The organism is Streptomyces sp. NPDC036764 (genome assembly GCF_055609385.1).
In genome coordinates this window covers 60,677-86,748 of sequence record NZ_JBVJPT010000002.1, presented here as the reverse complement: position 1 = coordinate 86,748, position 26,072 = coordinate 60,677, and the positions used below count along the sequence as shown (strand labels likewise).

Sequence of the window (26,072 nt, the reverse complement as noted above, 5' to 3'; positions counted from 1 at the left end):
CGTTCCGCCTTCCACGTCACCAGCCCAGCAGCCCGGCCAGCCGTTCCCGATGGTGTGCGGCGCCGCCCAGCAGGACGGCGTCGGACTGGGCGCGCCGGAAGTACAGGTGTGCGTCGTGCTCCCAGGTGAAGCCCATGCCGCCGTGCAGCTGCACGCACTCGGCGGCGACGGACACGAACGCCTCGCCGCACCACGCCTGTGCCACCGCCGCCGCCTCGGCCAGCGCCTCGGGAGAGTCGGCCGCCCGCACCGCGCGCACCACGGCCGACCGCGCGGCCTCGACCTGGAGCAGCATGTCGGCACAGGTGTGCTTGACCGCCTGGAAGCCGCCGATCGCCCTGCCGAACTGGGTACGGTCGCGCACATGGGCCACCGTCATGTCCAACGCGGCCTGCGCTCCGCCCAGTTGCTCGGCGGCCAGAGCCACCAGGGCCACGTCCAGGGCGCGGGAGACGACGTCCGCCCCCTCGCCTCCGGCGGTCAGTGACCGGGCCCGGGCACCGGAGAAGGTGACCACCGCCTGGCCCCGGCTGAGGTCCAGGGTCGGCACCCGGCGCACCGTGACCCCCGGCTCGCGCGGGTCGGCGAGGAAGAGGTCCACCCCGTCGGCACCGGCCGCGGCCACCACCAGCGTTTCGGCGTCGGCGCCGTCGAGGACGAACGGCGCCGTGCCGTCGAGCAACGGCACGCTGCCCTGCCAGGAGACGGCCACCGGCACGGCGTCGGAACGCCACGCTCCGTCGGGGGCCGCCACCGCCAGGGCGTGCACCGTGCCCTCGGCCAGCTCGGCCAGTGCCCTGTCGGCGGTGCCGCAGCCGGCCAGCACCTGCCCGGCCAGCACGGTGGAGGACAGCAGCGGAACCGGCGCCAGCGTCCTGCCCAACTCCTCGCAGACCACGGCGATCTCGGCGAGCCCGCCGATGCCGCCGGCCGACTCGGGCAGACCGAGGGCCGCGAGCCCGACCTGCCGGCCGAGGGTGTCCCACAACGCGGCGTCGATGCCTGGGGCCGCCTCGGACATCCGGCGTACCGCGGCGGTCCCGCCGCCGTCGGCGCACACCGACCGAACGGTCTCGCGCAGGTCGTCCAGTTCGGTCTCCGACAGGGCGGCGCCGTCCGTCACGGTGCTCGTCATCGTGCGCTCCCGCTCTCGTCGCACCGCTGCCGCAGGGCACTGTGCGCGGCCGCCATCCGGGCCACCGGCACGCGGTGCGCGGAACACGAGACGTAGTCGAGGCCCAGGTCGTCGCAGAACGCGATCGACTCCGGGTCCCCGCCGTGCTCACCGCATACGCCCAGCTTGATGCCGGGCCGTACGCTCCGCGCCCGCTCTGCCGCCAGGTCGATCAGCGCGCCCACCCCGTGCGGGTCGAGGCGGGCGAACGGGCTGGCGGTCAGGAACCCGCGCTCCTGGTAGTTGGCGAGCACCTGGCGCTCGACGTCGTCCCGGGAGAATCCGTAGGTGAGCTGAGTGAGGTCGTTGGTGCCGAAGGAGAAGAACTCGGCGTGCTCGGCGAGTGCGCCGGCCAGCAGCGCGGCCCGCGGGGTCTCGATCATCGTGCCGAGCCGGTACGGGACCTCCACTCCGGTCCGGGCGGCGACCGCATCGGCGGCACCGCGCACGTACGCGGCCGCGGCGGCCAGTTCCTCCGGCAGACTCACGAGCGGGATCATCACTTCCAGCTCCGGGCGGACTCCGGTGGCGGCGACATCGGCCCAGGCGGTGAAGAGCGCCTCGGCCTGCGCCGGGTAGAGCCGCTCGTGCAGCAGCGCCAGCCGCACTCCGCGAAGCCCGAGCATCGGGTTCGCCTCGCGAAGCGCGGCGGCCCGCTGCTCCTCGGCCGCGTCCAGGGCCTGCCCGCGGGCGGGCAGGAACTCGTGCAGCGGGGCGTCCAGCAGGCGCACGGTCACCGGGCGGTTTCCGACCGCCGCCAGCAGAGCCCTGAAGTCCTCGTGCTGGGCGTGCTCCAGCGCCAGCAGCGCCTCGTCGCGGGCCGTCGGGTCGGCGGCCAGGATCACCCGGCGGATCAGCGGCAGCCGCTCGCCGAGGAACTGGTGTTCCGTACGGCACAGCCCGACACCCTCCGCGCCCAGGGCGACGGCGGTGCTCACCTCCGCGGCCGTGTCGGCGTTGACCCGCACACCCAGCCGGCGCATGCCGTCCGCCCACTCCAGCAGGGTGGACAGTTCGGGCGGCGGTCCGGCGACACTGACGCTCAGCGTCCCCGCGTAGACGGCGCCGGTGCGACCGTCCAGAGAGACGGGGTCTCCCTCGCTCAGCACCCGGTCCCCGATCCGCACCGTCCCGGCGGCCCGGTCCACGCGCAGCCCCTCGGCGCCGCACACCGCGGGCTTGCCGGCGCCCCGCGCCACCACGGCGGCGTGCGAGGCGATGCCGCCGCTGCCGGTCAGCACGGCGACGGAGGCCAGCATTCCGGGCACGTCCGCCGGGTTCGTCTCGGCAGCCACGAGCACGACCCGAGTGCCGTCCGCGGCCAGTTCGAGGGCACGCTCGCTGGACAGCGCGACCGCTCCGGTCGCCGCCCCCGGGGATGCGGGCAGCCCCCTCACCAGGAGCTCCTCCCCGCCGGTCAGCCGGAGTTGAGGATGCAGCAGCTCCTGCACCTGCGCGGGAGTGATGCGCCGTACGGCCTCATCTCGGCCGAGCGCCCCGTCCCGGGCCAGGTCCGCGGCCAGACACACCGACGCCCGAAGCGGCGGGCGCAGTTGCGCCGAGGCGGCGAGCAGGGAGATCTCGTCGTCGCGCACTTCGAAGTCGACCGACACCGGCGCGTGCAGATGGCGTTCCAGGGTGAGCAGGGAGTGCTCCAGCAGGGCGGTTCCACCCGCGAGCCGCTCCAGCGGTTCACCGGTGTGGGGCGGCGGGGCGCTGCGGCGCACCCCACGGAAGAACGAGCCCTGCGGGGAGAGGCGCCCGGTCTCGGGGTGGCGGCTGACCGCCGTGCCGTGGCCCGAGTGGTCCGCCGGGCCGATGCGCAGGGCCTGCACATGCAGGGCGACGGCGAGATCGTCGGGGAGGCGCTGGGCCCGGCGGGACCTTCTCCCACGCGGTGAGTCCCATCGGCCGAGGAGAGCGCGGGCGGCCAGTGCGAGCTGCTCTGCCGGGTCGTCGGGGAAGGGCTCGGAGCCGCGCTGCGCCACCAGCGACAGCAGTGCTTCGACCCGTGCCCGCGGCTCGGGCGTGTCGAGGAGGGCGTCGTCGAGCACCGGACCCGGGACGTCGAGGGCGTACTCGGCGATCATCCGCACGGTGGCGGCCCACACCTCGTGCAGCGCCTCCGCGCGACCGATGACGGCGCACAGATCGCCCGCATTGCCGGGCGTCACGCCGAGACACGCCAGGTCGGGCGGCAGCCCGGCGATCTCGGTCGGCGCGCTCGCCGACAGGCGCAGCAGCAGCGGCCGGGTCGGGTCGCCGATCCGCCGTCCCGAGAGTTGTTCGACCAGTTCGACGGCGGATCTCGCGGTGTCGGGTTCGCACAGGGACGCGGAGGCGTCGGCGGGCACGGTGAGGCCCGGCACGACAGGCAGCCCGAGGGCCACCAGCCGGTCCATCGCCGCGCCGTGCGCGCCCAGTTCAGCGGTGTCGAGGCCCCGGATCCGACCTTGCCCGTAGGGCACCAGGCTCCGGCCGGGGGTCTCGGACGGTGTGCGGGGAGCCTCGGACTGTGCGAGCGGGCCCGCCTCGCGGTCGGTGACGCTCAACCTCGGCTCCTTGTGACCAGCTCTTCTTCGCGGGCCTCGTCCTGGGCCCGGCTGATGCCGAGAACCAGCAGCAGCTCCTGGTGCAACCGCATCCACACGGTGTGGTACGAGTCGCACAGCGGTGAGGCCAGCCACTCGAGCGCGCCCTCGTCGAAGTGGTCGAGGGCTTTCTCCAGGGCCGTGAGGTAGCGTCCGCTGCCCGCCAGCACCCGCTCCAGCCTGCGCAGCACGGGCTGGATGGCCTCGTGCACGTCTTCCAGCGACTCGCGCACCTCGGCGTCGTAGCCGCTGTCGGAGTGGTCGTTGGCGGTGCCGTCGGAGCGGCACTGCCATGCCGTGCACACGTCGCGGATCTTCCGGTTGACCGGCAGGAAGGCCTCGTACGCCGCGGTGATCCGCTCCTCCTGCTCGGAGCCCGCGGCAACCCGCAGGATCCGCGAGGCGGTGGCCTTGGCCCGCTCGGTCGGCAGCACCACCGGCCCCTTCACCATCGCCAGCCCCGCGTCGACCAGGGGGCGGTGCTCGGACTCGGGCCGGCCGCGCCACATGCCACGCAGAACGAGGTCGACGACGGCTTCGGTGAGGGTCTCGTCGGGAGCGTCCGGAAGGTCCACGGCAGCAGATTGCATCGCCACACCTTTTCCCCGGTTCAGTGGTGACCGGTTCCTCGGTTCTGTGTTGCCCGGAGGTTACGCTCCGGGCGGGGTGTTAGTGAAGAGGGATTCAAGAAACACTTTCGGGTTCCCTGGCCCCGGTCCCGCCGTCTCCCGCCTTCGAGCGGCCCCGGGCGGCGAGGAACGACGCCATACGGTCCTGTGCCTCCCCGCCGTCCGCCAGCAAGGCGATCAGTCGCGCCTCTTCGGCGAGGTGGCGGCGCAGCTCTTCACTGGCGCCGGGGCGCAGCAGACCCTTCGCGGCGCGCAGCGCGCCAGCGGCGCCGGCAGCCAGACCGGCGGCGGTCCGGTGCGCCGCGTCGTCCAGTTCCGCGTCGTCCACGGACCGGGAGACCAGGCCCAACCGTTCGGCATCGTCGCCGGTCAGGACTCGATTGGTGAGGATCAGGTCCGCCGCCAGGCGGCGGCCCGCCAGACGCGGCAGGAACCATGAGGCCCCGCAGTCCGGCGTCAGTCCGATCGCCGTGTACGCCAGCCGGAAGCGCGCGGACCGCGCCGCCAGGACGATGTCGCCCACGAGGGCGAGACCGACCCCGCCGCCCGCCGCCGCGCCGCGCACGGCGGTCACGAGGGGCACCGGCAGGTCGTGCAGAGCCTGTATCGCGGCGTGCGCGGCGGTGGCCACGGCGTGCACATAGGCGCCGGTCTCCGTGCCGCGACCGGCGAATGCGCGCAGGTCACCGCCCACGCAGAAGCTGCCGCCCGCAGCCCGCAGCAGGACCGCGCCGCCCGGGTCCGCCGCCACCTCGGCGGTCGTGTCCCGCAGTGCCTCCGCGGTCCTGAGGTCCAGGGCGTTGCCCCGCCCGGCATCGTCCAGCCTCACCTCGACGACACCGTCGGGGTGGCGCACGATCCGGACCGGCTCGGCGCTCGCGGGGAGGCTCATGGCTTTCTCCTGTCGTCTTCCCGTCGCCGGGTGCCTCCCGGCAAGATACTGAAGACGCTGTACAGTTTCTAGGACGCGACGGGCGTCGATGCCCGTACGCCTGTCGGCGGGAGGTCCCGTGCCCATCCAGTTCGATGTCGATCCGCCTGTTGCCCAACTCGCCGCGTCCACCGCCGAGTTCGTACGCGAGGTGGTGATCCCGGCCGAGCGCGAGTGCGGCGGGTCCGTGCACGATGCTCCCGAGGCCCTGCGGGAAGCCCTGCAGAAAGGTGCGCGTGAGGCGGGTGTGTTCGCTCCCCATGTGCCGACGCGGTGGGGCGGACACGGGCTCGACCTGCGCGGGCAGGCGGTGGTGTTCGAAGCCGCGGGCTACTCGCTGCTCGGACCGCTGGCGCTGAACTGCGCGGCCCCGGACGAGGGCAACATGCATCTGCTGGAGAAGGTGGCCACCGAAGAGCAGAAGCAGAAGTACCTGCGTCCGCTCGCCGCGGGCGAGACACGGTCCTGCTTCGCCATGACCGAACCGGCTCCCGGGGCGGGTGCCGATCCCCGCTCCCTGCGGACCACCGCGACCCGGGTCCCCGGTGGCTGGCGCATCGACGGCCGCAAGTGGTTCATCACCGGGGCCGACGGGGCCGGCTTCGCCATCGTCATGGCCCGCACCTCCGGCAGTCCCGGTGACCCGGGCGGCGCCACCATGTTCCTGGTCGACGCCGACACCCCTGGCATGCGCATCGTCCGGACCATCGAGACCTTGGACGAGTCGCTCTTCGCAGGGCACAGCGAGATCGTCTTCGAGGAGTGCGTGGTGGGGGAGGAGCAGGTGCTCGGCGCGGTCGACCGCGGCTTCGACGGCGCCCAGGTCCGGCTCGGTCCCGCCCGGCTGACCCACTGCATGCGCTGGCTGGGAGCCGCGCGCCGCGCCCAGGAGGTGGCACTGGAGCGGGCGGGCAGCCGGACCGCGTTCGGCTCGGTGCTGGGTGACCTCGGCATGGTCCAGCAGATGCTGGCCGACTCCGAGATCGACATCGAGGCGAGCCGCGCGCTGATCCTGCGTACCGCCTGGGAGTTGGACACCGGCTCCGCCGCCGCCTCGCAACTCACCTCCGTGTCCAAGACCTTCGTGGCGGAGGCGGTGAACCGGGTGGTCGACCGGGCGGTGCAGATCTGCGGAGCGCTCGGCATCTCGGCCGCCGACGCCCCGCTGGCCCGTCTGCTCAGGGAGGTGCGGCCGTTCCGGATCTACGACGGCCCTTCGGAGACGCACCGATTCGCCATTGCGCGCCGCGCGGTGCGGCCCTACCGACAGCCGCGAACCGGTGCCGCCGACGGCTCATGACGGCGTCGCCGTGGGAGGCGTTCCGGGCCCGTCTCGCCCGGGATCCACGGGTCAGGCGATGTCCCGCCGCGCAGCCCGGACGTATACCGCGTGGTTCCGTGCGCCGGACGGGCCGTCGACTGCTCGCGACTACGTCGACCGTGAAGCCGTGAGTCGGCGCGGTTCGGTGCCGGTGCTGGTCTGGTGCTGACTTTCAGGCTGCCCGGGAGGCAAATCCGCAGGTCCTAGCTCCGATCGGATGAGTCGTCGTACCACTCGATGGTGGTGCCGATGAGGCTGGCGGCGACGATGCGCCGGAGGTTCGCGGGTGGTGGGGGAGCGGTGGTTCCGGAGGCCATGTGCGCCACTTCCTCGTGTGCGGTGGGGACGGGTACGTGTTCGCACACCGTAGAAACGTGCAGGTCAGGCGCACATGTGGTGGGGCAACATAGTTCGGGGCGTGGCTATGCGTGGAACCACCATGCCCGCTCGTGGAGGGGCGGTTGAGAGGCTTGGAGAGGCAGGAGATGAGTGCTGTCCTGGAGGTGTAGTTGGGGGTGATTCGGAGGTGGCGTGCTGACTCGGCGCGTGCACAACACGTGGCACAACCGGTGCAGTAGCCGCGTACGGGCGGCACCTTCGGCAGGCGCCGAGCGCGGTCTCACCAAGGGCCCCACCACCGCTGGTATCGCCGACCAGACTGCCGGTCATCGCCTGCTGTCGCTCTGCCCGGCTGTCACCCTGTCGCCGGACAGCCGGTACGGCTGTCCGGCGATGCCTCCGACCCGATCGGTCCCAGGGGGCTCTCACGCTTCCCCGGCCCGACGACAGAGTGCGGTGCAGTACCGGGGAAGTGCCGGGATCAGGGGCAGTTGAGGGCCGTGTCGCCGGTGTCGCGGTTGCAGGTGTCGAAGCCGAGGCCGCCGTCGAGGCTGTCGTTGGCGATCACGTTGTCCACGGCGTTGAGGGTGTCGTTGCCCTCGCCGCCGGTGTGCGTGTCGTTGCCGCGGCCCCCGTTGAGGGTGTCGTTGCCCTGGTCGCCGCTGAGGGTGTCGTTGCCGTCGTCGCCGTTGAGGGTGTCATTGCCGGCATTGCCGTTGATGGTGTCGTTGCCGGCCAGCCCGGAGATCGTGTCGTTGCCGGGGCCGCCGTTGATGGTGTCGTTGCCCGGCGTCGCCCGCAGTCCGGTGGCAGCGGGATCGTCGCCGACGAGCCGGTCCGCCCGGGGGCCGCCGTTGAGGCGGTCGTCACCCGCACCGCCGATCACCGTTCCGGCGGCCTCCAGGTTCGGCGAGATGGTGACGCTGTCGTCGGCGTCGTCGGCGTTGACCCGTATCGACGTGACGGGCAGCGGACACTCTGCCGTGTGCGTCCCCGTCGACTGACACGGGGCGACGGCGGCCACGGTGTCCCCCGCGTCCGTCACCACGACAACGTTGCCCTGACGCCGGATGGTGATGTCGTTGGCCACACCCCGGTCGGCTGTGACGACCAGGATGTCGCCCACCTCCTGCACGACCGTGGTGCCGGCCAGGCTTCCGCCGACGGCCGCACCGGGCGCGGCGGAGGCGGCGGTCAGCGAGGCGCAGGTGAGTGCGCCGATCGCCACCACCGTGGTGTAGATGCTTCGTGTTCTCATTGGTGCCCGCCTTTTCGTGTTGTCTCGCCGTGTACGGGTGCTTGCGTGCTGCTCGCGCATGCTGGTCAGGGGCATCCGCTGACGTTGTCGCCCAAGTCGGCACGGCAGTCGTCCACGTCGGCGCCGCCTTCGACGTAGTCGTTGCCGCTGACGTCGTCCACGGCGTCGATGGTGTCCCGGCCGCTGCCGCCCTCGGCGTAGTCGTTGCCGGCACCGGCGACGATCCGCTCGTTGCCGCCGCCGCCGTAGATCACGTCGTTGCCGGCGCCGCCGTCCACGATGTCCGAGCCGCCGCGTCCCTCGATGGAGTCATTGCCGGAGCCGCCGAAGATCCTGTCCGCCTCGGTACCCCCGGTCAGCGTGTCGTTGCCCGCGCCGCCGGAGAGGAAGTCGGATCCCTCGTCGCCTTCGAGGGTGTCGTTGGCGGATCCGCCGTAGAGGTTGTCGTTGCCGGCACCGCCGATCAGGGTGACGCCGAGGGCCGCCAGCGAGGAGGTGACGTTGTCGTCCTGGTCGCCGGCGTTGACCACGAGTTCGGTGGTGTCGGCGGCCCTGCAGGCGACTTCGGTCGTGCTGATGGCGTAGCAGTCGCCGGACGCTACGACCGTGTCTCCGGTGTCTCTGATTCTGATGCCGTTGCCCGACTGCCAGACACTGATCGTGTTGCCCCGTCCGACTCCGGCGGTGACCGTGATGGTGGTGCCGGTCTTGTTGACCAGCGTCGTGGCGAGAATGTGTGACGTCGGTGCGCCGGCCGCGCGGGCTACGCCCGTGAGGCACAGAGTGAAACCGCACACCGTGGCCAGAAGTGCCACGGTGTGATGACGCGTTCTCTTCATGACCTGCTCCTGACGATAGAGCGCTGAATTTCGATCTCGCAGCCGTGCGCATTTCCTTTTGCTTGGTTCACCGGGCCAATCGGAGGAGACAGATTGACGGCTCCGGGGCGTGGTCAGCCGGCCGCAGCCGGGACCCAACGGCCTGCCTTCGCGGAGTGCGAGGGAAACGGGGGCAATGGTGTGGCCGCAAGCGCTGGACGTGCGGCTGCTCGAAGACCCCTCCCATCGCGCCATGGCCGACGCCTGCTCGACCGGTGATCGGCCCTGGCGCCCGGGCACCCAGAGCATGCCGGGATGCGAGGTCGTGCTGAAGCCGTTTTAGCGCCATTGCCGAATACACGGTCTCCGCGCGTGGATCGTGACCCTGACCGGGGATGGATGAACTGCGCGCATGTCTGCGCTTGATTTGCATCAGCCCCGGCTGCGTCAATTCACGATTCACCCTTATCGAATTCAATTAGTCGCGGGGCGAGTTGATTCGGTCCGCACGGTCGATCTGAATGGGTTCGTGAACAGGGCTTTCCGCCGGCATGTCCAAGCGGCTTCGGGCTCTGCGCCGGCGGCCCTGGGTATCCCGGCCTGCCTCGGTGTAGAAGGTGGACGTCAAGAGGCGTCCAGTGGCGGCCGGGCCGCCACTGCGCCAGAGCGCTTCGGACACGTACGCGAGCCTCCTGGCGCGGCTCTGGCTTGTTCGCAACCTGCCGGTGTGGGGATCATCGGCGGCGGGTCGGCAGTCGTCGGCCCGGCCTCGCGCAGTTGAAGGAGACGGAAGCTCCAAGCCTGCTCCCGCTGCGTTCGGACCCTTGTCCCGGCTCGCGGGCTCCCTTTACGGTGATGCGGCACATGCCGACCAGTTGGTATGCCAGAGCGGAGTGGAGGCCGTCGTGGCGGACAACGCGTGCGTGGAGGAGTACTTGGCCGACGTATGGGCCCGCCAGCAGCGCGTATGGCCGGCCTCAATGCCGAGGGAGGCGGTGTACCCGCTCGGGCAGCGGCCGCTCACCGACCACCTGCGGCACTGGGCCCGGCGCCATCCCTACACCGGCGACATGGGAATGATCGACGAGGACGGGTGCCTGCACTACCTCGGCCGCAACAAGGAGATGATCAAGGTCTCGGGTATGAGCGTCTTCCCGTCCGAGCTGGAGGCGCTGCTGGCCAGGCACCCGGATGTGCTGACCGCGGCGGTGGTACCGATGGACGATCCCCAACGGGGCCAGGTGCCGCTGGCGTTCGTCCACGCCCGCCCCGGCGCCGTGCTTGACGCCGAGGGCGTGCGCGCGTGGGCGCGGGCGAACATGGCGCCGTACAAGGTGCCCGTGGTGAGGTGCGTCGACGCCCTGCCCATGACCACCACCGGCAAGGTGAAGAAGGGCGAGCTGCTGGAGCAGGCCGCGCGCATCACCGTGTCTCCGGCGTCCCCGGCCGCTGCCGATGCTCACGGAAAGGACCGGTGACGATGGGTCTGGCCAAGTTGCTGATCGCCAACCGCGGCGAGATCGCGGTACGGGTGATCCGCGCCGCCCGCGAGCTGGACCTGCTGACGGTGGCGCTGCGCTCCCGCGACGAGGCGGACGCGCTGCACACCCGCATGGCGGACGAGGTCGTGGTGCTCGACGGCGAGGGGCCGGGGGCCTTCCTGGACGCGGCGGCCCTGGTCGGCGCGGCGGTGCGCACGGGCTGCGACGCGGTCCACCCCGGCTACGGGCTGCTGGCCGAGAACGCCGACTTCGCACAGCAGTGCACCGACGCCGGACTCACCTGGGTCGGGCCGCGCCCCGAGGTGCTGCGGACGCTCGGCGACAAGAGCGCGGCCCGTGAACTCGCCGCGCGCCTCGGCGTGCCGGTGCTGCCGGCGACGTACGGCGACACCGGCATCGAGGAGGCGCGTGCGTTCATGGCCGGCCTCGGCGACGGTGCCGCGGTGATGGTGAAGGCGGTCGCCGGCGGCGGCGGGCGCGGCATGCGGGCGGTGTACGAGGCAGGGCAGTTGGAGGAGGCCGTCCGGCGCTGCCGTTCGGAGGCTTCGCACGCCTTCGGCGACGGCGCGGTCTACGTCGAGCAGTTGCTGCGGCGTGCCCGCCATGTCGAGGTGCAGGTGCTCGGCGACGGCACGGGCGCCGTCGTCGGCTACGGCGACCGCGACTGCAGCCTGCAGCGACACCGGCAGAAGATCGTGGAGATCGCGCCGGCGCCCGGCCTCGACGAGGCGGTGCGGGCCGGGCTGCATGATGCGGCGCTGCGCATGGCCCGGGAGGTCGCCTATGCCGGTCTCGGCACGTTCGAGTTCCTCGTGGACACCGGCGACGGCTCCGCGGGCTTCTACTTCCTCGAGGCCAACCCGCGCATCCAGGTCGAACACACCGTCACCGAGGAGGTCACCGGCATCGATCTGGTCAAGGCCCAGCTTCGGGTGGCCTCAGGCGAGAGCCTCGACCGCATCGGGGCGGGGCAGGCTCCCGTTCCCCGCGGCTGCGCGGTGCAGGTGCGGGTCAACGCCGAGACGGTCCGCCCCGACGGGACGGTGCTGCCCTCCGCCGGCACCCTGGACGTCTTCTGGCCGCCGGCCGGTCCGGGTGTGCGCGTCGACACCGCCGCGTTTCCCGGCGGCCGGGTCAGCCCGCGCTTCGACTCGCTGCTGGCCAAGCTCGTCGCCCACGACGGTTCCGGCAGCCTGCCCGCCACGCTCGCCCGCGCCCGCCGCGCCCTTGCGGAGCTGATGGTCGAGGGAGTCGCCACCAACACCGAGGTGCTGCGGCGGCTGTTGGAGGCACCCGAGGTCGTCGCCGGGCGGCTGCACACGGCGCTCCTCGACGAACTCCTGCCCGCACTGGTCCCGCAGGAGACAGACGAGGAGAAGGACGCTGAGGTTACCGACGCGTTGGAGCCACAGGGCACGTTCACCGTCACCGCCCCCATGACGGCCACCGTCGTCGACGTCGCCGTCGCCGAAGGCGAGCGCGTACGGGCCGCAAGCACCCTGGTGGTCCTGGAGTCCATGAAGATGGAGCACCTGCTCCAGGCGCCGGGCGACGGCGTGGTCGTCGCCGTACGGGCGGAACTGGGTGAACTGGTCGAGCAGGGCCAGCCGTTGGTGGTGATGGAGGTCACCGGCGCGGCGGACGGTGAGCCGCGCCCCGAGGAGCGGCCGGATCCGGACGCCCCACGCGCCGATCTGGAGGAGGTGCGGGCGCGCAAGCGGTTCGGCGACGACGCCGACCGCCCCGAGATGGTCGCCCGGCGGCACGCCGAGGGGCGGCGCACCGCCCGCGAGAACATCGCCGACCTGTGTGACCCGGGCAGTTTCGTCGAGTACGGCGGCCTGGCCATCGCCGCCCAGCGCAGCCGCCGGTCCCTGGACGACCTCATCCGCCGCACCCCCGCCGACGGCCTGGTCGGCGGGGTGGGCACGGTGGGGGCCGACCGGTTCGGCCCCCGGTCCGCCCGCGTGGTGGCGATGTCGTACGACTACAGCGTGATGGCCGGCACCCAGGGCATTGCGGGCCACCGCAAGAAGGACCGGCTCTTCGCGTTGGCCGAACAGGCACACCTGCCCGTCGTCCTGTTCGCCGAAGGCGGCGGCGGCCGGCCGGGTGATGTGGACGGCACGATGGTCGCCGGCCTGGACTGCACGGCCTTCGCGCTGTTCGCGTCCCTGAGCGGGAAGGTGCCGCTGGTCGGCATCGGCTCGGGGCGCTGCTTCGCCGGCAACGCCGCGCTGCTCGGCTGCTGCGACGTCATCATCGCCACGCCCGAGGCCACCATCGGCATGGGCGGCCCGGCGATGATCGAGGGTGGGGGACTGGGCAGCTTCGCCCCGGAGGACATCGGGCCGGTCGAGGTCCAGCGGGCGAACGGCGTCATCGACCTCGAGGCCGAGGACGACGCGGATGCAGTCCGGCTGGCGCGCACGTATCTGTCGTACTTCCAGGGACCGGTGACGGAATGGGAGTGTCCCGACCAGCGCCGACTGCGCCACCTCATTCCCGAGAACCGGCGGCGGGCGTACGACGTGCGTGCGGTCATCGCCACCCTCGCGGACGCAGACTCCGTCCTGGAGCTGCGACGGCACTTCGGACGTGGCGTCGTCACCGCTCTGGCCCGGGTGGAGGGCCGTCCGTGCGGCATCCTCGCCAACGATCCGCGGCATCTGGGCGGCGCCATCGACTCCGACGCGGCCGACAAGGCGAGCCGCTTCATGCAACTGTGCGACGCGTTCGGGCTGCCGGTGGTCTCCCTGTGCGACACACCCGGGTTCATGGTCGGCCCCGAGGCGGAGAAGACCGCGACCGTCCGGCATGTCAGCCGCATGTTCGTACACGCCTCGGCGCTCACGGTGCCCTTCGGGGTGATCGTGCTGCGCAAGGGCTACGGGCTGGGCGCCCAGGCGATGGCCGGCGGCGGCTTCCGCATCCCCCGGTTCACGGTGGCGTGGCCCACGGGCGAGTTCGGGCCGATGGGCATCGAGGGTGCGGTGCGGCTGGGCTACCGCCGGGAGCTGGCGGCCATCGAGGACACGGACGAGCGCGAGCGGGAGTTCGCCCGCAGGGTCGCGGCCGCCTACGAGCACGGCAAGGCCCTCAACGTCGCATCGGTCTTCGAGATCGACGACGTCATCGACCCGGCCGAGTCCCGGCGCTGGATCAGCACGCTGCTGCATGACCCCGAGTCCGGGCAGCGCGGCTCGCGCCGCTGCGTCGACCCCTGGTGAAGGCCCGCCGACGCCCGGGACACGGCCCGTTCTTCCATGGTCGCCGGGCACGCCTGCTTCGCTGAGCCGGACCATCGCTCTGCCTCGCAGGAGTCGCCTCGGACCGCTGCTTCGCGTTCGGCTCCTGCTGCCGTGAGTGAGGCTCTTGACCCTCACGTGGCGTCAGACGGCAAAGTCGGTGCCGTGGAGGATCACTGGACCGTGGGACGCGTGGCCGAGCCGGCCGGCGTGAGCGTCCGCACGCTGCATCACTTTGACGAGATCAGACTCGTTCGGCCCTCGGCGCGGACCGCGGCCGGGTACCGGGCCTATTCGGCGGCCGACGTGGAGCGGCTGCGGGAGGTGCTGGCGTATCGGCGGTTGGGCTTCGGGCTGCGGGAGGTTGCGGAACTGGTCGACGACCCTGCCACGGACGCGGTCGCACACCTGCGCCGACTGCGCGACCTGCTGCTGGAACGGCGTGATCGCGCTGACGCCATGGTGACGGCAATCGAAAGGGAACTTGAGGCACGGGCGAAGGGGCAGAGGGTGACACCGGAGGAGCAACTGGAGATGCTCGGCGCACGGTTGTACGACGCGATCGGCGGCGCTTACCCCGTGACACGGCGTACCGAGCCGCGGATCGCCGCGCAGATCTGGGCCGCGCTCGGGGACGCGCAGACGGTGCTGAACGTCGGGGCCGGCACTGGCTCCTACGAGCCTGCGGATCGCCACGTGACCGCAGTGGAGCCATCGGCGGTCATGCGGAGGCAGCGGCCTGCCGGCTCGGCGCCGTGCGTGGCCGCCGCCGCGGAGAGCCTGCCGTTCGAGGACCGGTCCTTCGACGTCGCGATGGCCGTCTCGACCGTTCACCACTGGGGGACCCGATAGCGGGGCTGCGCGAGATGCGGCGCGTGGCCCGCCGCGTGGTGGTGCTCACGTTCGATACCGACGAGCTCGGATGGCATGACCGGTTCCGGCTTACCCGCGACTACCTGCCCGAGTTCGGCGCCGTTCTCGCGGAATACCCCGCGCTTGCCGGGATGGCCGACGCGATCGGCGCCCGCGCTGAGCCGGTGCCCATCCCGTGGGACTGCGCTGACGGCCTGTTCGAGGCGTACTGGCGCCGACCGGGGGCCTATCTGGAGGATCACGTGCGCCGTGCGATGTCGGTGTGGACGAGAGTCGGGCCGGAGGCCGAGCAGCGGGCGGTGCGAAGCCTCAGCGAAGACCTCGACTCCGGCCGGTGGGCCGAGCGCAACAGCGACCTCGCCGGCCTCGACGCGGCAGATCTCGGCCTCCGCCTGCTCATAGCTTGAACCGTCTCGCAGCGTCATCTATCGACGAGTCTGTGAAGGCGATGCGGCACTCGGCCGAGACCAGCGAAAGGGTGATCAGGGCTTTGAATTCGAACCTGAGCCACGAGGACGGCGCCAAGCCCCAGGGTCAGATGGTGTCGGATCGGAGAGCCGGTGAGTGCGATGACAGTCTTCAGGACCCCGTGGTGGCTGCAACCGGGCAGAGTCGAGGTGCGGATCGTGGCCGCGGGTGGCTGGTGGGACGCCGTACTCGACCTCGGGATCGACGCACTCCGTAACCTCGGAGACGAGACGGGAGCCGTGATCGGGGACGGCTTCGGCGGACGGCTGTACTGGCTGATTCCTCCTGGCTCCGCCGCCGACTGGGAGCTGCCGCAGGTGCGTGTCCTGGGCCGGGGCTGCCACGTGGCGATCCCCCCGCTGCACCGCGTCACGCACCCCGGTCCGTACTGGCGGGTCTCCCCGTCGCGCGACCACGAGTGGACGAACACACCCCGCCTGCACTCCGCCCTCCGCACGGCCCTCCTCCGCGGGAAGTCGCCCACCATCTGACACCCGCCCCGGCCGAACCTGAGCCCGGCCGGGGCGGGATCCGCGAGGGGGGCATGCCGTCGCTCGGTGATGCCTGCAACTCCGATGCGGCGGGGTCAGGGGCGGAGGGGCAAGGGCACGGTCAGCCGAGCTTCAGAAGGCCGGCTTCGACGACGGCGCGACCGAAGGGGCCGGCGAGTTCGGCGAGGCGTTCGCAGTCGGCGTCGCCCAGGGCGGCGTAGGCGGGAAGGGCGAGGCGGTCGGTGCGGTCCTCGATGTGGCGACGCAGTAGTACGCCGTCTGGGCTGAGGGAGTCGCCGTCGAGGAGCCCTCGCTTGCGTAGGCGCTCCTGGGTGTCGGCCCACTCCTCCTCGGGCCATGCGCGGCTGGCCTTGAGGAAGCCGACGGGGACCTCGCCGGTGGCGGCGTGCAGAACCAGGGCTTCCAGGGCCCCGACGCCCTCGCTCAGCAGGCAGGCGACATGGCCGTCTCCACGGAACTCCCGGAGCAGCGTCTGGGCGTGCCACAGTTGCGCCACCGGCTCCTCCGGCCAGGGCAGTGCGGCATGCGCGGCGAACAGCGGGCGGCCCTGGGCGTGTTCGCAGGCTGCCTCGGCGGCCCGGCAGGTCAGTGCCAGGACCTCGTCGAGGGCGGGCAGTTCGTGGATTCCCGCCCGCCGCAGGGCTTCGCCCGCCGCGGCGTACCGCGCGTCCAGCACCTGCTGGGGCGTCGTTGAGTCCCAGGCCCCGTCGAGCGCCTGCCGTACGAGCTCGGGGTTGAAGTTGTAGAAGGTCGCGATGACCAGTTCGGCGGATGCTCGGCCGAACGCGGCGCTGCGGGAGGTGAAGTAGCCGGCGCGTCCGCTCAGTCCGAGGTCCGCGTACCGTCGCCTCGCCTCGGGGACGAAGTAGATCATGCCGTGCACGGGTTCGAGTCCGCGCCAGGCCGCGCGCGCTGTCTTCACGGTCACCTCTTGGGAGAGTCGGGGGACGGGGGATGCGCTGCGGTTCTGTACTAGCCGTGCGCTCGTAGGTGTTCGAGCAGCAGGCGGTTCAGGGTCTCGGGCGCCTCCTCGGGGACCCAGTGGGTGACGTCCGGGATGGTCTCGAAGCGGTACGGCCCCTTGACCCACCGCTCGGTTTCCTGTGCCGCCGCCGGGCCGAACGCGCTGTCGTTCGTGCTCCAGATGTACAGCGTGGGCACGTCGATGGTGCCGATCGCGCCGTCCGGGCGGCCTGCCCGGTACCAGTTCAGCGCGGCGGTGAGAGCGCCTGGCTGGGACAGGTGCCGTACGTAGGCCTCGGCGCTGTCCTGCGGAACCTTTCCGGCGTAGAGGGCGCGAAGCAGCTCGGCATCGTGGGCCAGCATGCGCTCCTCGGTCGCGGGTGTTTCACGCCAGTCGATCATGTAGTGCGAGCGGCTGCGCTGGTCCTCGTCGGTGCGCAGGGCGGTGGCCAGAGCGCCGGGATGCGGTGTCGAGACAACCGTAAGGGTGCGTATGAGGTTGGGATGGGCGTCGGCGGTCCACCAGGCCACCGCGCCTCCCCAGTCGTGGCCGACCAGGTCGAACGTCGCCCAGCCCAGTTTCTCCGTGATCGCGACCACGTCGTCGACGAGAAGACTCATGCGATAGTCCTCGGGCCGCTGGGGGCGGGCGCCGGGGGAGTACCCACGCTGATCGGGTGCCACCACCCGGTAGCCGTGCTCGGCCAGCTCCGCGATCTGCCGTTGCCACGCCAGCCCCCTCTGGGGAAAGCCGTGCAGCAGCAGCACCGGGCGGCCCTCGGGCGGACCCGCCACGATCGCGTCGAACACGCCCGCACCGGTGGAGATGCTCTGCTCGGTCACGACGCGACCCACCCCTTCATACCGACTGGTCGGTAGCCTTCAGGTAGGGGGGTGCGCTGTCAAGACCGCCGATTGGTTGAACATGACGCCGGATTCAACTATAACCGGGGTCCGTGGGCCGACCCCCGTACCCCCCGCGGCCGTGGCCCGTGTCAGGGAATCCCGGTCCCGAAGCTCCCGGGACGACCCGCACCAACAGGAAACAGTGAGGCGACATGAGGGAAGCGGTCATCGTTTCAACGGCGCGGACGCCGATCGGCAAGGCCTACCGCGGCGCGTTCAACGACACCCAGGCGCAGGAACTCGCCGCCCATGCCCTGTCCCACGCCGTGCGACGCGCCGGACTCGAGGGCGGGGAGGTCGAGGATGTGATCTTCGGCTGCGCCGTGCAGCAGGGGGCAGCCGGTTTCAACGTCGCGCGTCAGGCCGCTCTGCGCGCCGGCCTCCCGGACACCGTGTCGGGGATGACGGTCGACCGGCAGTGCTCGTCGGGCCTGATGGCCATTGCGACGGCGGCCAAGCAGATCGTCGCGGACGGCATGCAGGTCGCTGCCGGCGGCGGTGTCGAGTCGATCTCCCTGGTGCAGAACGAGCACATGAACACCCACCGGATGACGGATCCCTGGCTGGTCGAGCACAAGCCGAGCATCTACCTGCCGATGTTGCAGACGGCGGAGATCGTCGCCGAACGCTACGGCGTGAGCCGGGAACGCCAGGACGAGTTCGCGCTGGTGTCACAGCAGCGCACCGCGGCGGCGCAGGAAGCCGGCCGGTTCGACCAGGAGATCGTCGCGCTCGACAGCGTCAAGAAGGTACTCGACAAGCAGTCCGGGGAGGCGCGGCACGAAGAAGTGACCCTGACCCGGGACGAGGGCAACCGCGCGTCGACGACGCTCGAAGGCCTGGCCGGGCTGGCGCCGGTGCTGCCCGACGGCCAGGTGAGCGCACATTCCAGCGTGACGGCGGGCAACTCCTCGCAGTTGTCGGACGGGGCTTCGGCGTCGGTGCTGATGGAGTCTAGGGAGGCCGAGCGCCGCGGACTGGAACCGCTGGGCGTGTACCGCGGTATGACCGTTGCCGGTTGTGCACCGGACGAGATGGGCATCGGGCCGGTGTTCGCCATTCCGAAGCTGCTGAAGCAGCACAACCTCACCATCGACGACATCGGCCTGTGGGAACTCAACGAGGCGTTCGCTTCCCAGGCGGTGTACTGCCGCGACGAACTGCACATCGACCCGGAGCGGTTCAACGTCAATGGCGGCGCGATCTCGGTCGGCCACCCCTACGGAATGACCGGTGCCCGGCTGGTGGGCCATGCCCTCATGGAGGGCAAGCGCCGGGGTGTTCGGTATGTGGTGATCTCGATGTGCGTCGGCGGCGGAATGGGCGCGGCCGGACTGTTCGAGGTCGCCTGAGCGTGGATACCTTGTCGAACGGCGCGGAAAAGACCCGAACCTCGGTCCTCGTGGACTTCGGCGGTGTCATCACCTCAAGTGTGCTGCAGGCGTTCACCGACTTCGGCGCCTCGCTCGGCGGCGACCCGCGCCTGCCGCTGGACCTCCTCAGCCGGGACCAGCCGTCACGCACACTCCTGGCCGACCACGAGTGCGGCCGCATCGACACCGAAGCCTTCGAGCGAGGATTCGCCGACCGTCTCCGTGCCCACGGCGCGGACGTACCGGCCGAGGGACTCACGGCCCGAATGCAGGCGGGCATGTCGATCGACCAGGACATGCTCGCGCTGCTCGGTGATCTTCGAGTCGCGGGCCATCCCGTTGCACTCGTGTCCAATTCGTTCGGCACCGGGACCTACGACGGCGTCGACCTCGGTGCCATTGCCGACGTGGTCGTCATCTCCGCCATGGTCGGCATCCGCAAACCCTCCCGACGGATCTACGCGATCGCATGTGAACGTCTCGGCGTCGCCCCCGAGGAGGCGGTCATGATCGACGATCTGCAGCAGAACCTCGACGGGGCGGCCAGGATCGGAATCGGCGGCGTACTGCACACCAGCGCCGCCGACACCCGTCACCGACTCGCCGAACGATTCGGGATCAGCGCCTGACCGATCGAGGACATCTCTTCTTCGACGGAGGCGGTTTTGTGACCATGGCGTCGGGTTCAAGTACAGTTTCCGCGATGGACACCACCGCGGCCGAGGAGATCGACGGCGAGAAGCCGCCCCCGATGGCGCCCCTCTCGCACCTTCGCGAGCCGCCCGCGACGAAGCGCGGAGCGCGGACACGGGCCGCTTTGGTGAAGGCGGCACGCAAGGTGTTCGAACGGGACGGCTACCTCGACACGCGCCTGACCGACATCACCAAAGAGGCGCAGTGCGCGGCGGGATCGTTCTACACCTACTTCGCCAACAAGGAAGAGGCGCTGGCCGCCGTCCTCCTGGAGGCGCAGGAGGACATGTTGCACCCCGGGATGGCCCGGGTGGAGGGTGCCGACGATCCCTACGCGGTACTCGAGGCGAGCAATCGCGCGTATCTCCAGGCATACAAGCGCAACCAGAAGCTGATGGCACTGCTTGAGCAGGTTGCGCAAGTGGAGCCGGAGTTCCGTGAGTTCCGAAGCCGGCGAGCCGACGCGTTCATCCGCCGCAACGCGCGCGGCATTGCCGACCTGCAAGCGCGCGGTGTCGCAGACCGTGAGGTCGATCCGATGCTGGCATCCCGTGCGCTGTCGGGCATGGTCAGCGTCATGGCCTACAACGCCTTTGTGCTCGGCGAGCGGCAAGAAGACGGCACGCCGGTGGACTTCGAGGAACTCGTCTCCACGGTCACCCGGCTCTGGGCGAACGCCCTGCGGTTCCCTGACCGGAGCTGATCCAGCAGGCATGACCGGCCGCCGGGCGAGCTCGTCCGCGCCGGACACCGCGGGCCCCTTCTGAGCCTGCGCAATCCGCGGATCGGCGCGCTCACCTGGGGGCGCCGGCTCGCCCGGATGAGCGTCGGCGCATCTGACGCGGCCCCACTGGTCTGGCGCTCTGGCTCGGCCAGGAGCGGTTCAGGCAGGTGATTGAGCGTCAAAGGCCGTTGTCAGTGCCTCCCCATAGAGTGGAGACATCACTTGGGGAGAGCCTCAAAGGGGGAGCACAAACATGTCCGCAAACAAGATCCAGCACAAGGTGAATCACGTCGCGCTGGTGGTGGACTGTTCGGGTTCAATGCGCCCGCACCAGAGTCAACTCATTCGAGTTGTGGACGAGTTCGTGGCAGGTTTGAAGGCCGAGTCGGACAGCCTCGGCCATGAGACCCGGATCAGTCTCTATTCCTTCGACCACAGGGTGGAGAATCTGGTCTGGGACATGGACGTCAAGCATCTGCCGTCCATGCGGGGGCTGTACCAGGTCAACAACGGCGCTACGGCCCTCATCGAGGCTTCTCTGAAGTCCCTCGACGACCTGGGCCATATCTGGGAGGAATACGGCGAGCACAGCTTCCTCCAGATCGTTGTGACGGACGGCGAGGAGAACGCCTCGGGCGGTGACCGGCGGCACGACGGCGACATGGCCATCCTCGGCCCTTGGCTCGACAGGATCACGGCGAAGATGGGCGGGCTTCCGGGCCATTGGACTTCCGCGATCCTAGTTCCGAACTCCCTGGCCAAGCGGACCGCCCAGAACTACGGTTTCCCGGCCGGGAACATCGCCATCTGGGATGCGGATTCCCACAAGGGCGTCGAGGAGGCGATCGGCACCGTGCGTGCTGCCGCCACCAGCTTCCTCCGCGGGCGCGAGCAGGGGGTGCGCGGCACGAAGAACCTGTTCGCCGTCGGTCAGGACATATCGGTTGACGAGGTGCGGGCGAATCTCGAACCGATTCCGGCCGACAGGTACCGGCTCCTGAAAGTCGACAAGGAGGCCGAAATACGCCCCTTCGTCAACTCGCATCCAGGCGTGACGTACGAACGTGGTTCGTGCTACTACCAGTTGGGCGCCCGGGCTCAGGTTCAGCAGAACAAGGAAGTTGTCGTGGTTGAAAAGGACACCGACCGAGCCTATACGGGCGACGCGGCACGCAGCCTTCTTTTCGGCACGGACGTCCAAGGGACCCTCTCCGTGAAGGCAGGGAACAACCCCAAGTTGGAGGTATACGTACAGAGTCGTTCGGTGAACAGGAAGCTCAAGCCGAATACACGTCTGCTCATCATGCTCTGAAATCAATGAGTGAAGAGCGGGGTGGTCCGGGAGCAACTCACTCCCGTTGCTGGAGACCGCCTTAGCAACAGATGTTCGCCCCGTGCGGTCACCGGCGGCACGGGGCGGCACGAAAGCCGGGGGATGCGACGATCGGCGGGTGACCTCACGGCTGACCTGTCCAGGACGCCGACGCGGTGCGGGGCGATCTGCGAGAGCAGCCGTCGGTCGGCGCTGCCAGTGCCTCGTCCGTTTCCCCGAGGGAGGCCGCCGGAACGCGGGCCTCGTGTTCGAGCCCAGCCGGTTCAGCCGCGCGAGGTGGTGTCCCTGACCCAGGGCAGGGCGAACCGTTCCAACAACACCAAAGCGAAGTAGAGCAGGATGCTCATCAGTCCGATCAGGATGATCGCGGCCCAGGCGGTGGCGGTGTCGCCGACCCCGCCCGCCTGCACGATCAGATAGCCCAGCCCGCTCTCACCGGCCTGGAACTCGCCGATGACCGCGCCGATCGCGGCAAGAGGCATGGCCACCTTGAGCCCGACGAAGATCTGCGGCAGTGCGGCGGGCAACCGTACCTTCCGGAACGCCTGCCAGCGCGAGGCGTCCAGCGAGCGCGCCAACTCGGCCAGGTCCGCCGGGGTCGACGTGAGGCCGGTTGCGGTGGACAGCACGATCGGGAAGAAGCAGAGCAGGAAGACCATGGTCAGGACCGGCTTCTGCCCCCAACCGAGGGCTCCCACCAACAGCGGCCCGAGCGCGATCTTCGGAACCGCGTTGACGGCGACCAGCAGCGGCGTGAACATCCGCTCCAGTACCCGCGAGCCCGCCAGTGACAGTCCGATCAGAACACCGCAGCCGCTGGAGAGCACGAACCCGACAACCGTCTCCACGGTGGTGTCGCCGGCATGTTCCAGGAACCGGACCGGGGCTGCGGCGAACGCCGAGAGCACGGCACCTGGCGGAGGCAGCACAGCCGGGTGGATCAACTCCAGCACCGAGGTGAGGAGCCACCACACGCCGAGCGCGACCAGCAGCCCGGCCAAAGGCAGCAGCACGACGCCGAGGCCCGTCCTGCGCCGTGGACCGACTCGCGGCACGGGCACCGGCTCCTGGCCCGCCGCCGAGACCTGCTGCGGCTTCGAGAGTTCGGTCATCCCATCCTTCTCCCAGCGCGGCCCTTCTCCCATGCGGCCCTTCTCCAGCGCGGCGCGATCAGGCTTTCGGCACCAGGTCGAAGTCGATGATCCGCTCAGGGGTCATTCCTTGCCGCAGCGCGCCCGCTCGCTCCAGGATCGCGATGCTCCTCGCGACACGCGCGGAGTCCAGCGTCCCGAGTGCCGTGCCCGAACCGCCCGGCGTGACGTACTCGGCCATCAACTCCAACTCGGCGGCCGCGGCGGTCGGATTCGTGGCGTCCACGTTCCGCTCAAGGATCTCGGCGGCCTCCTTCGCGTTGGCGAGGCTGTACTCCAAGCCCTTGAGCAGCGCATCGGTGAACCGCTTCACCATCTCAGGATCCTGCTCGGCGATCTTCTTGGACGTGATCAGCACGTTGCCGTACAGGTCGGATATCACGTCGCTGTACGGCAGCAGGACGGCCTTCTTCTTCGTCACCGCCTCGATGGTCGGCTTACCCACCACGAACTGGCCGATGCCGTCCACCGAGCCGCCGGCAAGCGTGCCCATCAGGGTCTGTGCCTCGCCGTTGACCCAGGTCACCTTGTCGGCGTTCACACCGGCCAGTCGGGCGTACGTCGGGAAGAGGTTGCGCACGACAGAGCCGGGCGCGTCGGCGAGCCGTTTGCCCTCGAGGTCCTTCGGAGTGGCGATGCCGCTGCCCTGGGTGGTGGCGATCGCGGCCATGGTGCGCTGCTGGATTGCGGCCACCGCGACGAAGTCCTTCGCCTGACCGCTGCCCATGTGCAGCAGCCCTCCCGTCAGGTCGATCGGGCCGAACTGCGCCTGGCCACTCACGACGGCCGGAATCACGCCGCCCGTGCCCTGGCCCGGCTTGATCTCCACGTCGAAGCCGGCCTCTTCGAAGAACCCCTTGTCCTTCGCGACCCAGGCGTACGCGTCCCGGCCGAAGTTGCCGAAAGAGGTCAGGTAGGTCACCTTCTTCAGCGCCTTGCCGTCTTCACCGGCACCTGCGTCGGAATCCGAGCCGCCACATCCCGCCACCAGCGCCAGCGCGGTGGTCAGGGCTACCGCGGCGACCGTACGGGCGAACCTGATCATGCGCACAGTGTTGTCCTTTCCGACCGCCGACTGCGCCGGCGGAGGGGCGTCGAGACAGACGAGGCAGAACGGCGTGACAAAACCGCCGCGGGCATGACACTTCGTGCGGGCAACAGCGTACGAGGGATGGGTAGTTGTGGGCCAGGTGTGGGGCGGCTGGGGAATGTACCGACAGGACGACAGGTACCGCCGAGAGGCGGGCAGCGGGTAGCCTGACTGGGCGTCACGAACCTGCCGACATGGCGATCGCCAGTGGATGGGGAGACCGCCGGATGATCAGACTCACCGGTGTGTCCCGCAGCTTCACCAGCCGGTCCGGTTCGACGGTGGCGCTCCAGGACATCGGCCTTCACATCGCCGAGGGTGAGTTCGTGGCGGTGGTGGGCCGGTCAGGGTGCGGCAAGTCCACACTGCTCCGGCTGATCGCAGGGCTACTGCCGGTCACCGAGGGCGAGATCGCCATCGGCGGCGAGCGAGTCACCGGAGCACGGCGGGATGTCGCCATGCTGTTCCAGCGACCGGCACTACTGCCCTGGCGATCCGTCCTCGACAACGTCCTGCTGCCCGTGGAGATCTTCGGCTGGAACAAGGCCGAGTACCGCGACCGGGCGAAGCGGTTGCTGGAGACGGCCGGACTGAACGGCTTCGAGAAGCACCGGCCGCACGAGCTCTCCGGCGGTATGCAGCAACGCGTCTCACTGTGCCGGTCGCTGATGGGCGAGCCCCGGGTGATGCTCATGGACGAACCGTTCTCCGCGCTCGACGCGCTGACCCGCGCGGACCTCGCGGTGGAGCTGCAGCGCATCCACATCGAAAACTCGTCAACAGTCGTCTTCGTCACCCACTCGATAGACGAGGCGGTGCTGCTCGCCGACCGGGTGGTGGTGCTCAGCCCGCGCCCGGGCCGGATCCGCAAGATCGTCGACGTCGCCATTCCCCGGCCGAGAACGCTGGGCCGAACCGCGCACCTGGGCGAAGTGGCCCGGTGCAGCGCCGATCTGCACGAGCTGCTGATGGAACGGGACACATCCACGTCGGCCGAAAGGGAGGGGCGATGAGCCTGCGGATCTGTGTCTTCACCGAGCCGCACCGCGGCGCCGGCTACGAGGATCAACTGCGCTTCGCCCAGCTCGTCGAAGCCGGCGGGTTCGAGGGCTTCTTCCGGGCCGATCACTTCCAGGCGATGGGTGCCGGTCCCGGGCTGCCAGGCCCTACCGACGCGTGGCTCACGCTGGGCGCGCTCGCCCGGGAGACGTCCCGGATCCGGCTGGGCACCCTGGTCACCTCGGCCACCTTCAGGCTGCCGGGCCCGCTTGCCATGACGGTGGCGCAGGTCGACCGGATGAGCGGGGGACGGGTCGAGCTGGGCCTCGGCGCGGGATGGTACGAACGGGAACACACCTCGTACGGCATCCCGTTCCCACCCGTCCCGGAGCGCTTCGATCGGCTGGAGGAACAACTGGCGGTGATCACCGGCCTGTGGCGGACACCGGTCGGTGAGAGCTTCAGCTATCGCGGCGACCACTACCAACTGGTCGACTCGCCTGCCCTGCCGAAGCCCGTGCAGGTGCCGGCGCCGCCGATCATCGTCGGGGGCCGCGGCCCCAAGCGCACCCCGGAGCTGGCCGCTCGGTATGCCGACGAGTTCAACATGCCCTTCAAGTCGGTGGCGGAGACGGCCCGGGCGTACCAGCGGGTTGCCGAGGCGTGCGACCGGACCGGACGGGCCGACGCCGGTCAGCCACCGCTGGTGCTCTCGGCCGGGGTCGTGGTCGCCATCGGCCGTACCGACGCGGAGGCGCAACGGCGGGCCGCGCCGCTGCATGTCAAGAGCGCGCTGCCGCCGGAGGATCCGGTGGTCGGATCCCCGGCCCAGCTCGTGGAGCGGCTCGGCGAGTTCTCCGCGATCGGCGCGAGCCGTATCCATCTGCGACTGATCGACTTCCATGACCTCGACCACCTCGAACTCATCGCCGGTGAGGTGCTCCCGCAGATGTAGAGCGTGGAGGCCGCCGCACACTGTGGCGCCGGAGCCGCAAGGGCCGCCTTGGTGCCTCCGCGATCACGCATGGGGCTGGCCGGGTTCCGCGTCCGTGTCGGCCCACCGCGACCACCATGCCGCCTCTGTTCCTTGCCCGCGACACCCGCACGCGCTGTGCAAGGTGACGCTCAACGCCACCGCACGTGAGTGACCGGTGAAGAAATCGGCACAGATAATCC

At 70.4% G+C, this 26,072-nt stretch carries 21 protein-coding genes and 1 pseudogene; 12 read left to right on the top strand and 10 right to left on the bottom strand.

All coding sequences use genetic code 11. The features are described from left to right. Positions 1–16: 16 nt before the first annotated feature. The 4 genes from ACZ69Q_RS11980 to ACZ69Q_RS11965 form a co-directional block, all read right to left on the bottom strand. Positions 17–1,135, bottom strand: a complete 1,119-nt coding sequence (locus ACZ69Q_RS11980) for an acyl-CoA dehydrogenase family protein (RefSeq protein WP_471040461.1) — start codon at positions 1,133–1,135, stop codon at positions 17–19. Beyond that, the gene (locus ACZ69Q_RS11975) at positions 1,132–3,726 is read right to left on the bottom strand and encodes a putative PEP-binding protein (protein ID WP_471040459.1); all 2,595 of its coding nucleotides are present in this window, start codon (positions 3,724–3,726) and stop codon (positions 1,132–1,134) included. The genes ACZ69Q_RS11980 and ACZ69Q_RS11975 overlap by 4 nt, the downstream gene beginning before the upstream one ends. Further along, positions 3,723–4,355, bottom strand: coding sequence for a hypothetical protein (locus ACZ69Q_RS11970; RefSeq protein ID WP_471040457.1), 633 nt, complete (start codon positions 4,353–4,355; stop codon positions 3,723–3,725). Before ACZ69Q_RS11970 ends, ACZ69Q_RS11975 begins: the two co-directional genes overlap by 4 nt. A gap of 94 nt (positions 4,356–4,449) precedes the next feature. Continuing rightward, positions 4,450–5,286 (bottom strand): enoyl-CoA hydratase/isomerase family protein, encoded by an 837-nt coding sequence (locus ACZ69Q_RS11965; protein ID WP_471040454.1) that lies wholly within the window; start codon positions 5,284–5,286, stop codon positions 4,450–4,452. Positions 5,287–5,404: 118 nt separating this feature from the next. Here ACZ69Q_RS11965 and ACZ69Q_RS11960 point away from each other — a divergent pair, with 118 nt between their 5' ends. After that, on the top strand, positions 5,405–6,625 hold the full coding sequence (locus ACZ69Q_RS11960) for an acyl-CoA dehydrogenase family protein (RefSeq protein WP_471040452.1): 1,221 nt from the start codon (positions 5,405–5,407) through the stop codon (positions 6,623–6,625). Positions 6,626–7,466: 841 nt separating this feature from the next. Here the strand turns inward: ACZ69Q_RS11960 and ACZ69Q_RS11955 are convergent. Both ACZ69Q_RS11955 and ACZ69Q_RS11950 read right to left on the bottom strand, forming a co-directional pair. Next, positions 7,467–8,243 (bottom strand): calcium-binding protein, encoded by a 777-nt coding sequence (locus ACZ69Q_RS11955; RefSeq protein ID WP_471040449.1) that lies wholly within the window; start codon positions 8,241–8,243, stop codon positions 7,467–7,469. Positions 8,244–8,308: 65 nt separating this feature from the next. Next, positions 8,309–9,082, bottom strand: a complete 774-nt coding sequence (locus ACZ69Q_RS11950) for a calcium-binding protein (protein WP_471040447.1) — start codon at positions 9,080–9,082, stop codon at positions 8,309–8,311. Positions 9,083–9,257: 175 nt separating this feature from the next. Here ACZ69Q_RS11950 and ACZ69Q_RS11945 point away from each other — a divergent pair, with 175 nt between their 5' ends. From ACZ69Q_RS11945 to ACZ69Q_RS11925, 5 genes and pseudogenes are all read left to right on the top strand, one after another. Continuing rightward, positions 9,258–9,404: a hypothetical protein gene (locus ACZ69Q_RS11945; RefSeq protein ID WP_471040445.1), complete on the top strand. Its 147-nt coding sequence runs from the start codon at positions 9,258–9,260 to the stop codon at positions 9,402–9,404. 562 nt (positions 9,405–9,966) lie between these two features. Further along, a complete protein-coding gene (locus ACZ69Q_RS11940; RefSeq protein WP_471040442.1) occupies positions 9,967–10,539 on the top strand; it encodes an AMP-binding enzyme in 573 nt (190 codons plus the stop codon). 2 nt (positions 10,540–10,541) lie between these two features. Further along, positions 10,542–13,793, top strand: a complete 3,252-nt coding sequence (locus ACZ69Q_RS11935; RefSeq protein WP_471040441.1) for a carboxyl transferase domain-containing protein — start codon at positions 10,542–10,544, stop codon at positions 13,791–13,793. Between the two features lie 201 nt (positions 13,794–13,994). After that, a pseudogene (locus ACZ69Q_RS11930) lies at positions 13,995–15,091 on the top strand (MerR family transcriptional regulator). A 162-nt stretch (positions 15,092–15,253) separates the two neighbouring features. After that, positions 15,254–15,643, top strand: coding sequence for a hypothetical protein (locus ACZ69Q_RS11925; RefSeq protein WP_471040438.1), 390 nt, complete (start codon positions 15,254–15,256; stop codon positions 15,641–15,643). A gap of 121 nt (positions 15,644–15,764) precedes the next feature. Here the strand turns inward: ACZ69Q_RS11925 and ACZ69Q_RS11920 are convergent, their stop codons facing one another. After that, positions 15,765–16,586 carry an SCO6745 family protein gene (locus ACZ69Q_RS11920; protein ID WP_471040436.1) on the bottom strand — a complete coding sequence of 274 codons (822 nt, stop codon included), beginning with the start codon at positions 16,584–16,586 and terminating at the stop codon, positions 15,765–15,767. A gap of 50 nt (positions 16,587–16,636) precedes the next feature. Next, the gene (locus ACZ69Q_RS11915) at positions 16,637–17,470 is read right to left on the bottom strand and encodes an alpha/beta fold hydrolase (RefSeq protein ID WP_471040433.1); all 834 of its coding nucleotides are present in this window, start codon (positions 17,468–17,470) and stop codon (positions 16,637–16,639) included. Between the two features lie 215 nt (positions 17,471–17,685). Between ACZ69Q_RS11915 and ACZ69Q_RS11910 the strand changes: the two genes are divergently transcribed. From ACZ69Q_RS11910 to ACZ69Q_RS11895, 4 genes are all read left to right on the top strand, one after another. Next, on the top strand, positions 17,686–18,885 hold the full coding sequence (locus ACZ69Q_RS11910) for an acetyl-CoA C-acyltransferase (RefSeq protein WP_471040430.1): 1,200 nt from the start codon (positions 17,686–17,688) through the stop codon (positions 18,883–18,885). A 2-nt stretch (positions 18,886–18,887) separates the two neighbouring features. Next, positions 18,888–19,535, top strand: coding sequence for an HAD family hydrolase (locus ACZ69Q_RS11905; RefSeq protein WP_471040427.1), 648 nt, complete (start codon positions 18,888–18,890; stop codon positions 19,533–19,535). Between the two features lie 74 nt (positions 19,536–19,609). Further along, positions 19,610–20,302, top strand: a complete 693-nt coding sequence (locus tag ACZ69Q_RS11900; protein ID WP_471040424.1) for a TetR/AcrR family transcriptional regulator — start codon at positions 19,610–19,612, stop codon at positions 20,300–20,302. Between the two features lie 274 nt (positions 20,303–20,576). Further along, the gene (locus ACZ69Q_RS11895; protein WP_471040421.1) at positions 20,577–21,635 is read left to right on the top strand and encodes a vWA domain-containing protein; all 1,059 of its coding nucleotides are present in this window, start codon (positions 20,577–20,579) and stop codon (positions 21,633–21,635) included. A 284-nt stretch (positions 21,636–21,919) separates the two neighbouring features. Here ACZ69Q_RS11895 and ACZ69Q_RS11890 read toward each other — a convergent pair whose 3' ends face one another. Both ACZ69Q_RS11890 and ACZ69Q_RS11885 read right to left on the bottom strand, forming a co-directional pair. Next, positions 21,920–22,768, bottom strand: a complete 849-nt coding sequence (locus ACZ69Q_RS11890; protein WP_471040419.1) for an ABC transporter permease — start codon at positions 22,766–22,768, stop codon at positions 21,920–21,922. A gap of 58 nt (positions 22,769–22,826) precedes the next feature. Further along, positions 22,827–23,852, bottom strand: coding sequence for an ABC transporter substrate-binding protein (locus tag ACZ69Q_RS11885; RefSeq protein WP_471040416.1), 1,026 nt, complete (start codon positions 23,850–23,852; stop codon positions 22,827–22,829). 272 nt (positions 23,853–24,124) lie between these two features. On the opposite strand from ACZ69Q_RS11885, the gene ACZ69Q_RS11880 reads away from it, so the two are divergent. Next, on the top strand, positions 24,125–24,910 hold the full coding sequence (locus ACZ69Q_RS11880) for an ABC transporter ATP-binding protein (protein ID WP_471040414.1): 786 nt from the start codon (positions 24,125–24,127) through the stop codon (positions 24,908–24,910). After that, on the top strand, positions 24,907–25,851 hold the full coding sequence (locus ACZ69Q_RS11875) for an LLM class F420-dependent oxidoreductase (RefSeq protein ID WP_471040411.1): 945 nt from the start codon (positions 24,907–24,909) through the stop codon (positions 25,849–25,851). The genes ACZ69Q_RS11880 and ACZ69Q_RS11875 overlap by 4 nt, the downstream gene beginning before the upstream one ends. Positions 25,852–26,072: the final 221 nt, after the last annotated feature.

What these genes read in the sequence shown, in the direction of transcription:
- ACZ69Q_RS11900 (WP_471040424.1), top strand. Translation starts at nt 19,610, where the DNA reads ATGGACACCACCGCGGCCGAGGAGATCGACGGCGAGAAGCCGCCCCCG.
- ACZ69Q_RS11910 (WP_471040430.1), top strand. Translation starts at nt 17,686, where the DNA reads ATGAGGGAAGCGGTCATCGTTTCAACGGCGCGGACGCCGATCGGCAAG.
- ACZ69Q_RS11880 (WP_471040414.1), top strand. Translation starts at nt 24,125, where the DNA reads ATGATCAGACTCACCGGTGTGTCCCGCAGCTTCACCAGCCGGTCCGGT.
- ACZ69Q_RS11970 (WP_471040457.1), bottom strand. Translation starts at nt 4,355, where the DNA reads ATGCAATCTGCTGCCGTGGACCTTCCGGACGCTCCCGACGAGACCCTC.
- ACZ69Q_RS11895 (WP_471040421.1), top strand. Translation starts at nt 20,577, where the DNA reads ATGTCCGCAAACAAGATCCAGCACAAGGTGAATCACGTCGCGCTGGTG.
- ACZ69Q_RS11885 (WP_471040416.1), bottom strand. Translation starts at nt 23,852, where the DNA reads ATGATCAGGTTCGCCCGTACGGTCGCCGCGGTAGCCCTGACCACCGCG.
- ACZ69Q_RS11965 (WP_471040454.1), bottom strand. Translation starts at nt 5,286, where the DNA reads ATGAGCCTCCCCGCGAGCGCCGAGCCGGTCCGGATCGTGCGCCACCCC.
- ACZ69Q_RS11890 (WP_471040419.1), bottom strand. Translation starts at nt 22,768, where the DNA reads ATGACCGAACTCTCGAAGCCGCAGCAGGTCTCGGCGGCGGGCCAGGAG.
- ACZ69Q_RS11945 (WP_471040445.1), top strand. Translation starts at nt 9,258, where the DNA reads ATGGTGTGGCCGCAAGCGCTGGACGTGCGGCTGCTCGAAGACCCCTCC.
- ACZ69Q_RS11955 (WP_471040449.1), bottom strand. Translation starts at nt 8,243, where the DNA reads ATGAGAACACGAAGCATCTACACCACGGTGGTGGCGATCGGCGCACTC.
- ACZ69Q_RS11935 (WP_471040441.1), top strand. Translation starts at nt 10,542, where the DNA reads ATGGGTCTGGCCAAGTTGCTGATCGCCAACCGCGGCGAGATCGCGGTA.
- ACZ69Q_RS11980 (WP_471040461.1), bottom strand. Translation starts at nt 1,135, where the DNA reads ATGACGAGCACCGTGACGGACGGCGCCGCCCTGTCGGAGACCGAACTG.
- ACZ69Q_RS11925 (WP_471040438.1), top strand. Translation starts at nt 15,254, where the DNA reads ATGACAGTCTTCAGGACCCCGTGGTGGCTGCAACCGGGCAGAGTCGAG.
- ACZ69Q_RS11950 (WP_471040447.1), bottom strand. Translation starts at nt 9,082, where the DNA reads ATGAAGAGAACGCGTCATCACACCGTGGCACTTCTGGCCACGGTGTGC.
- ACZ69Q_RS11875 (WP_471040411.1), top strand. Translation starts at nt 24,907, where the DNA reads ATGAGCCTGCGGATCTGTGTCTTCACCGAGCCGCACCGCGGCGCCGGC.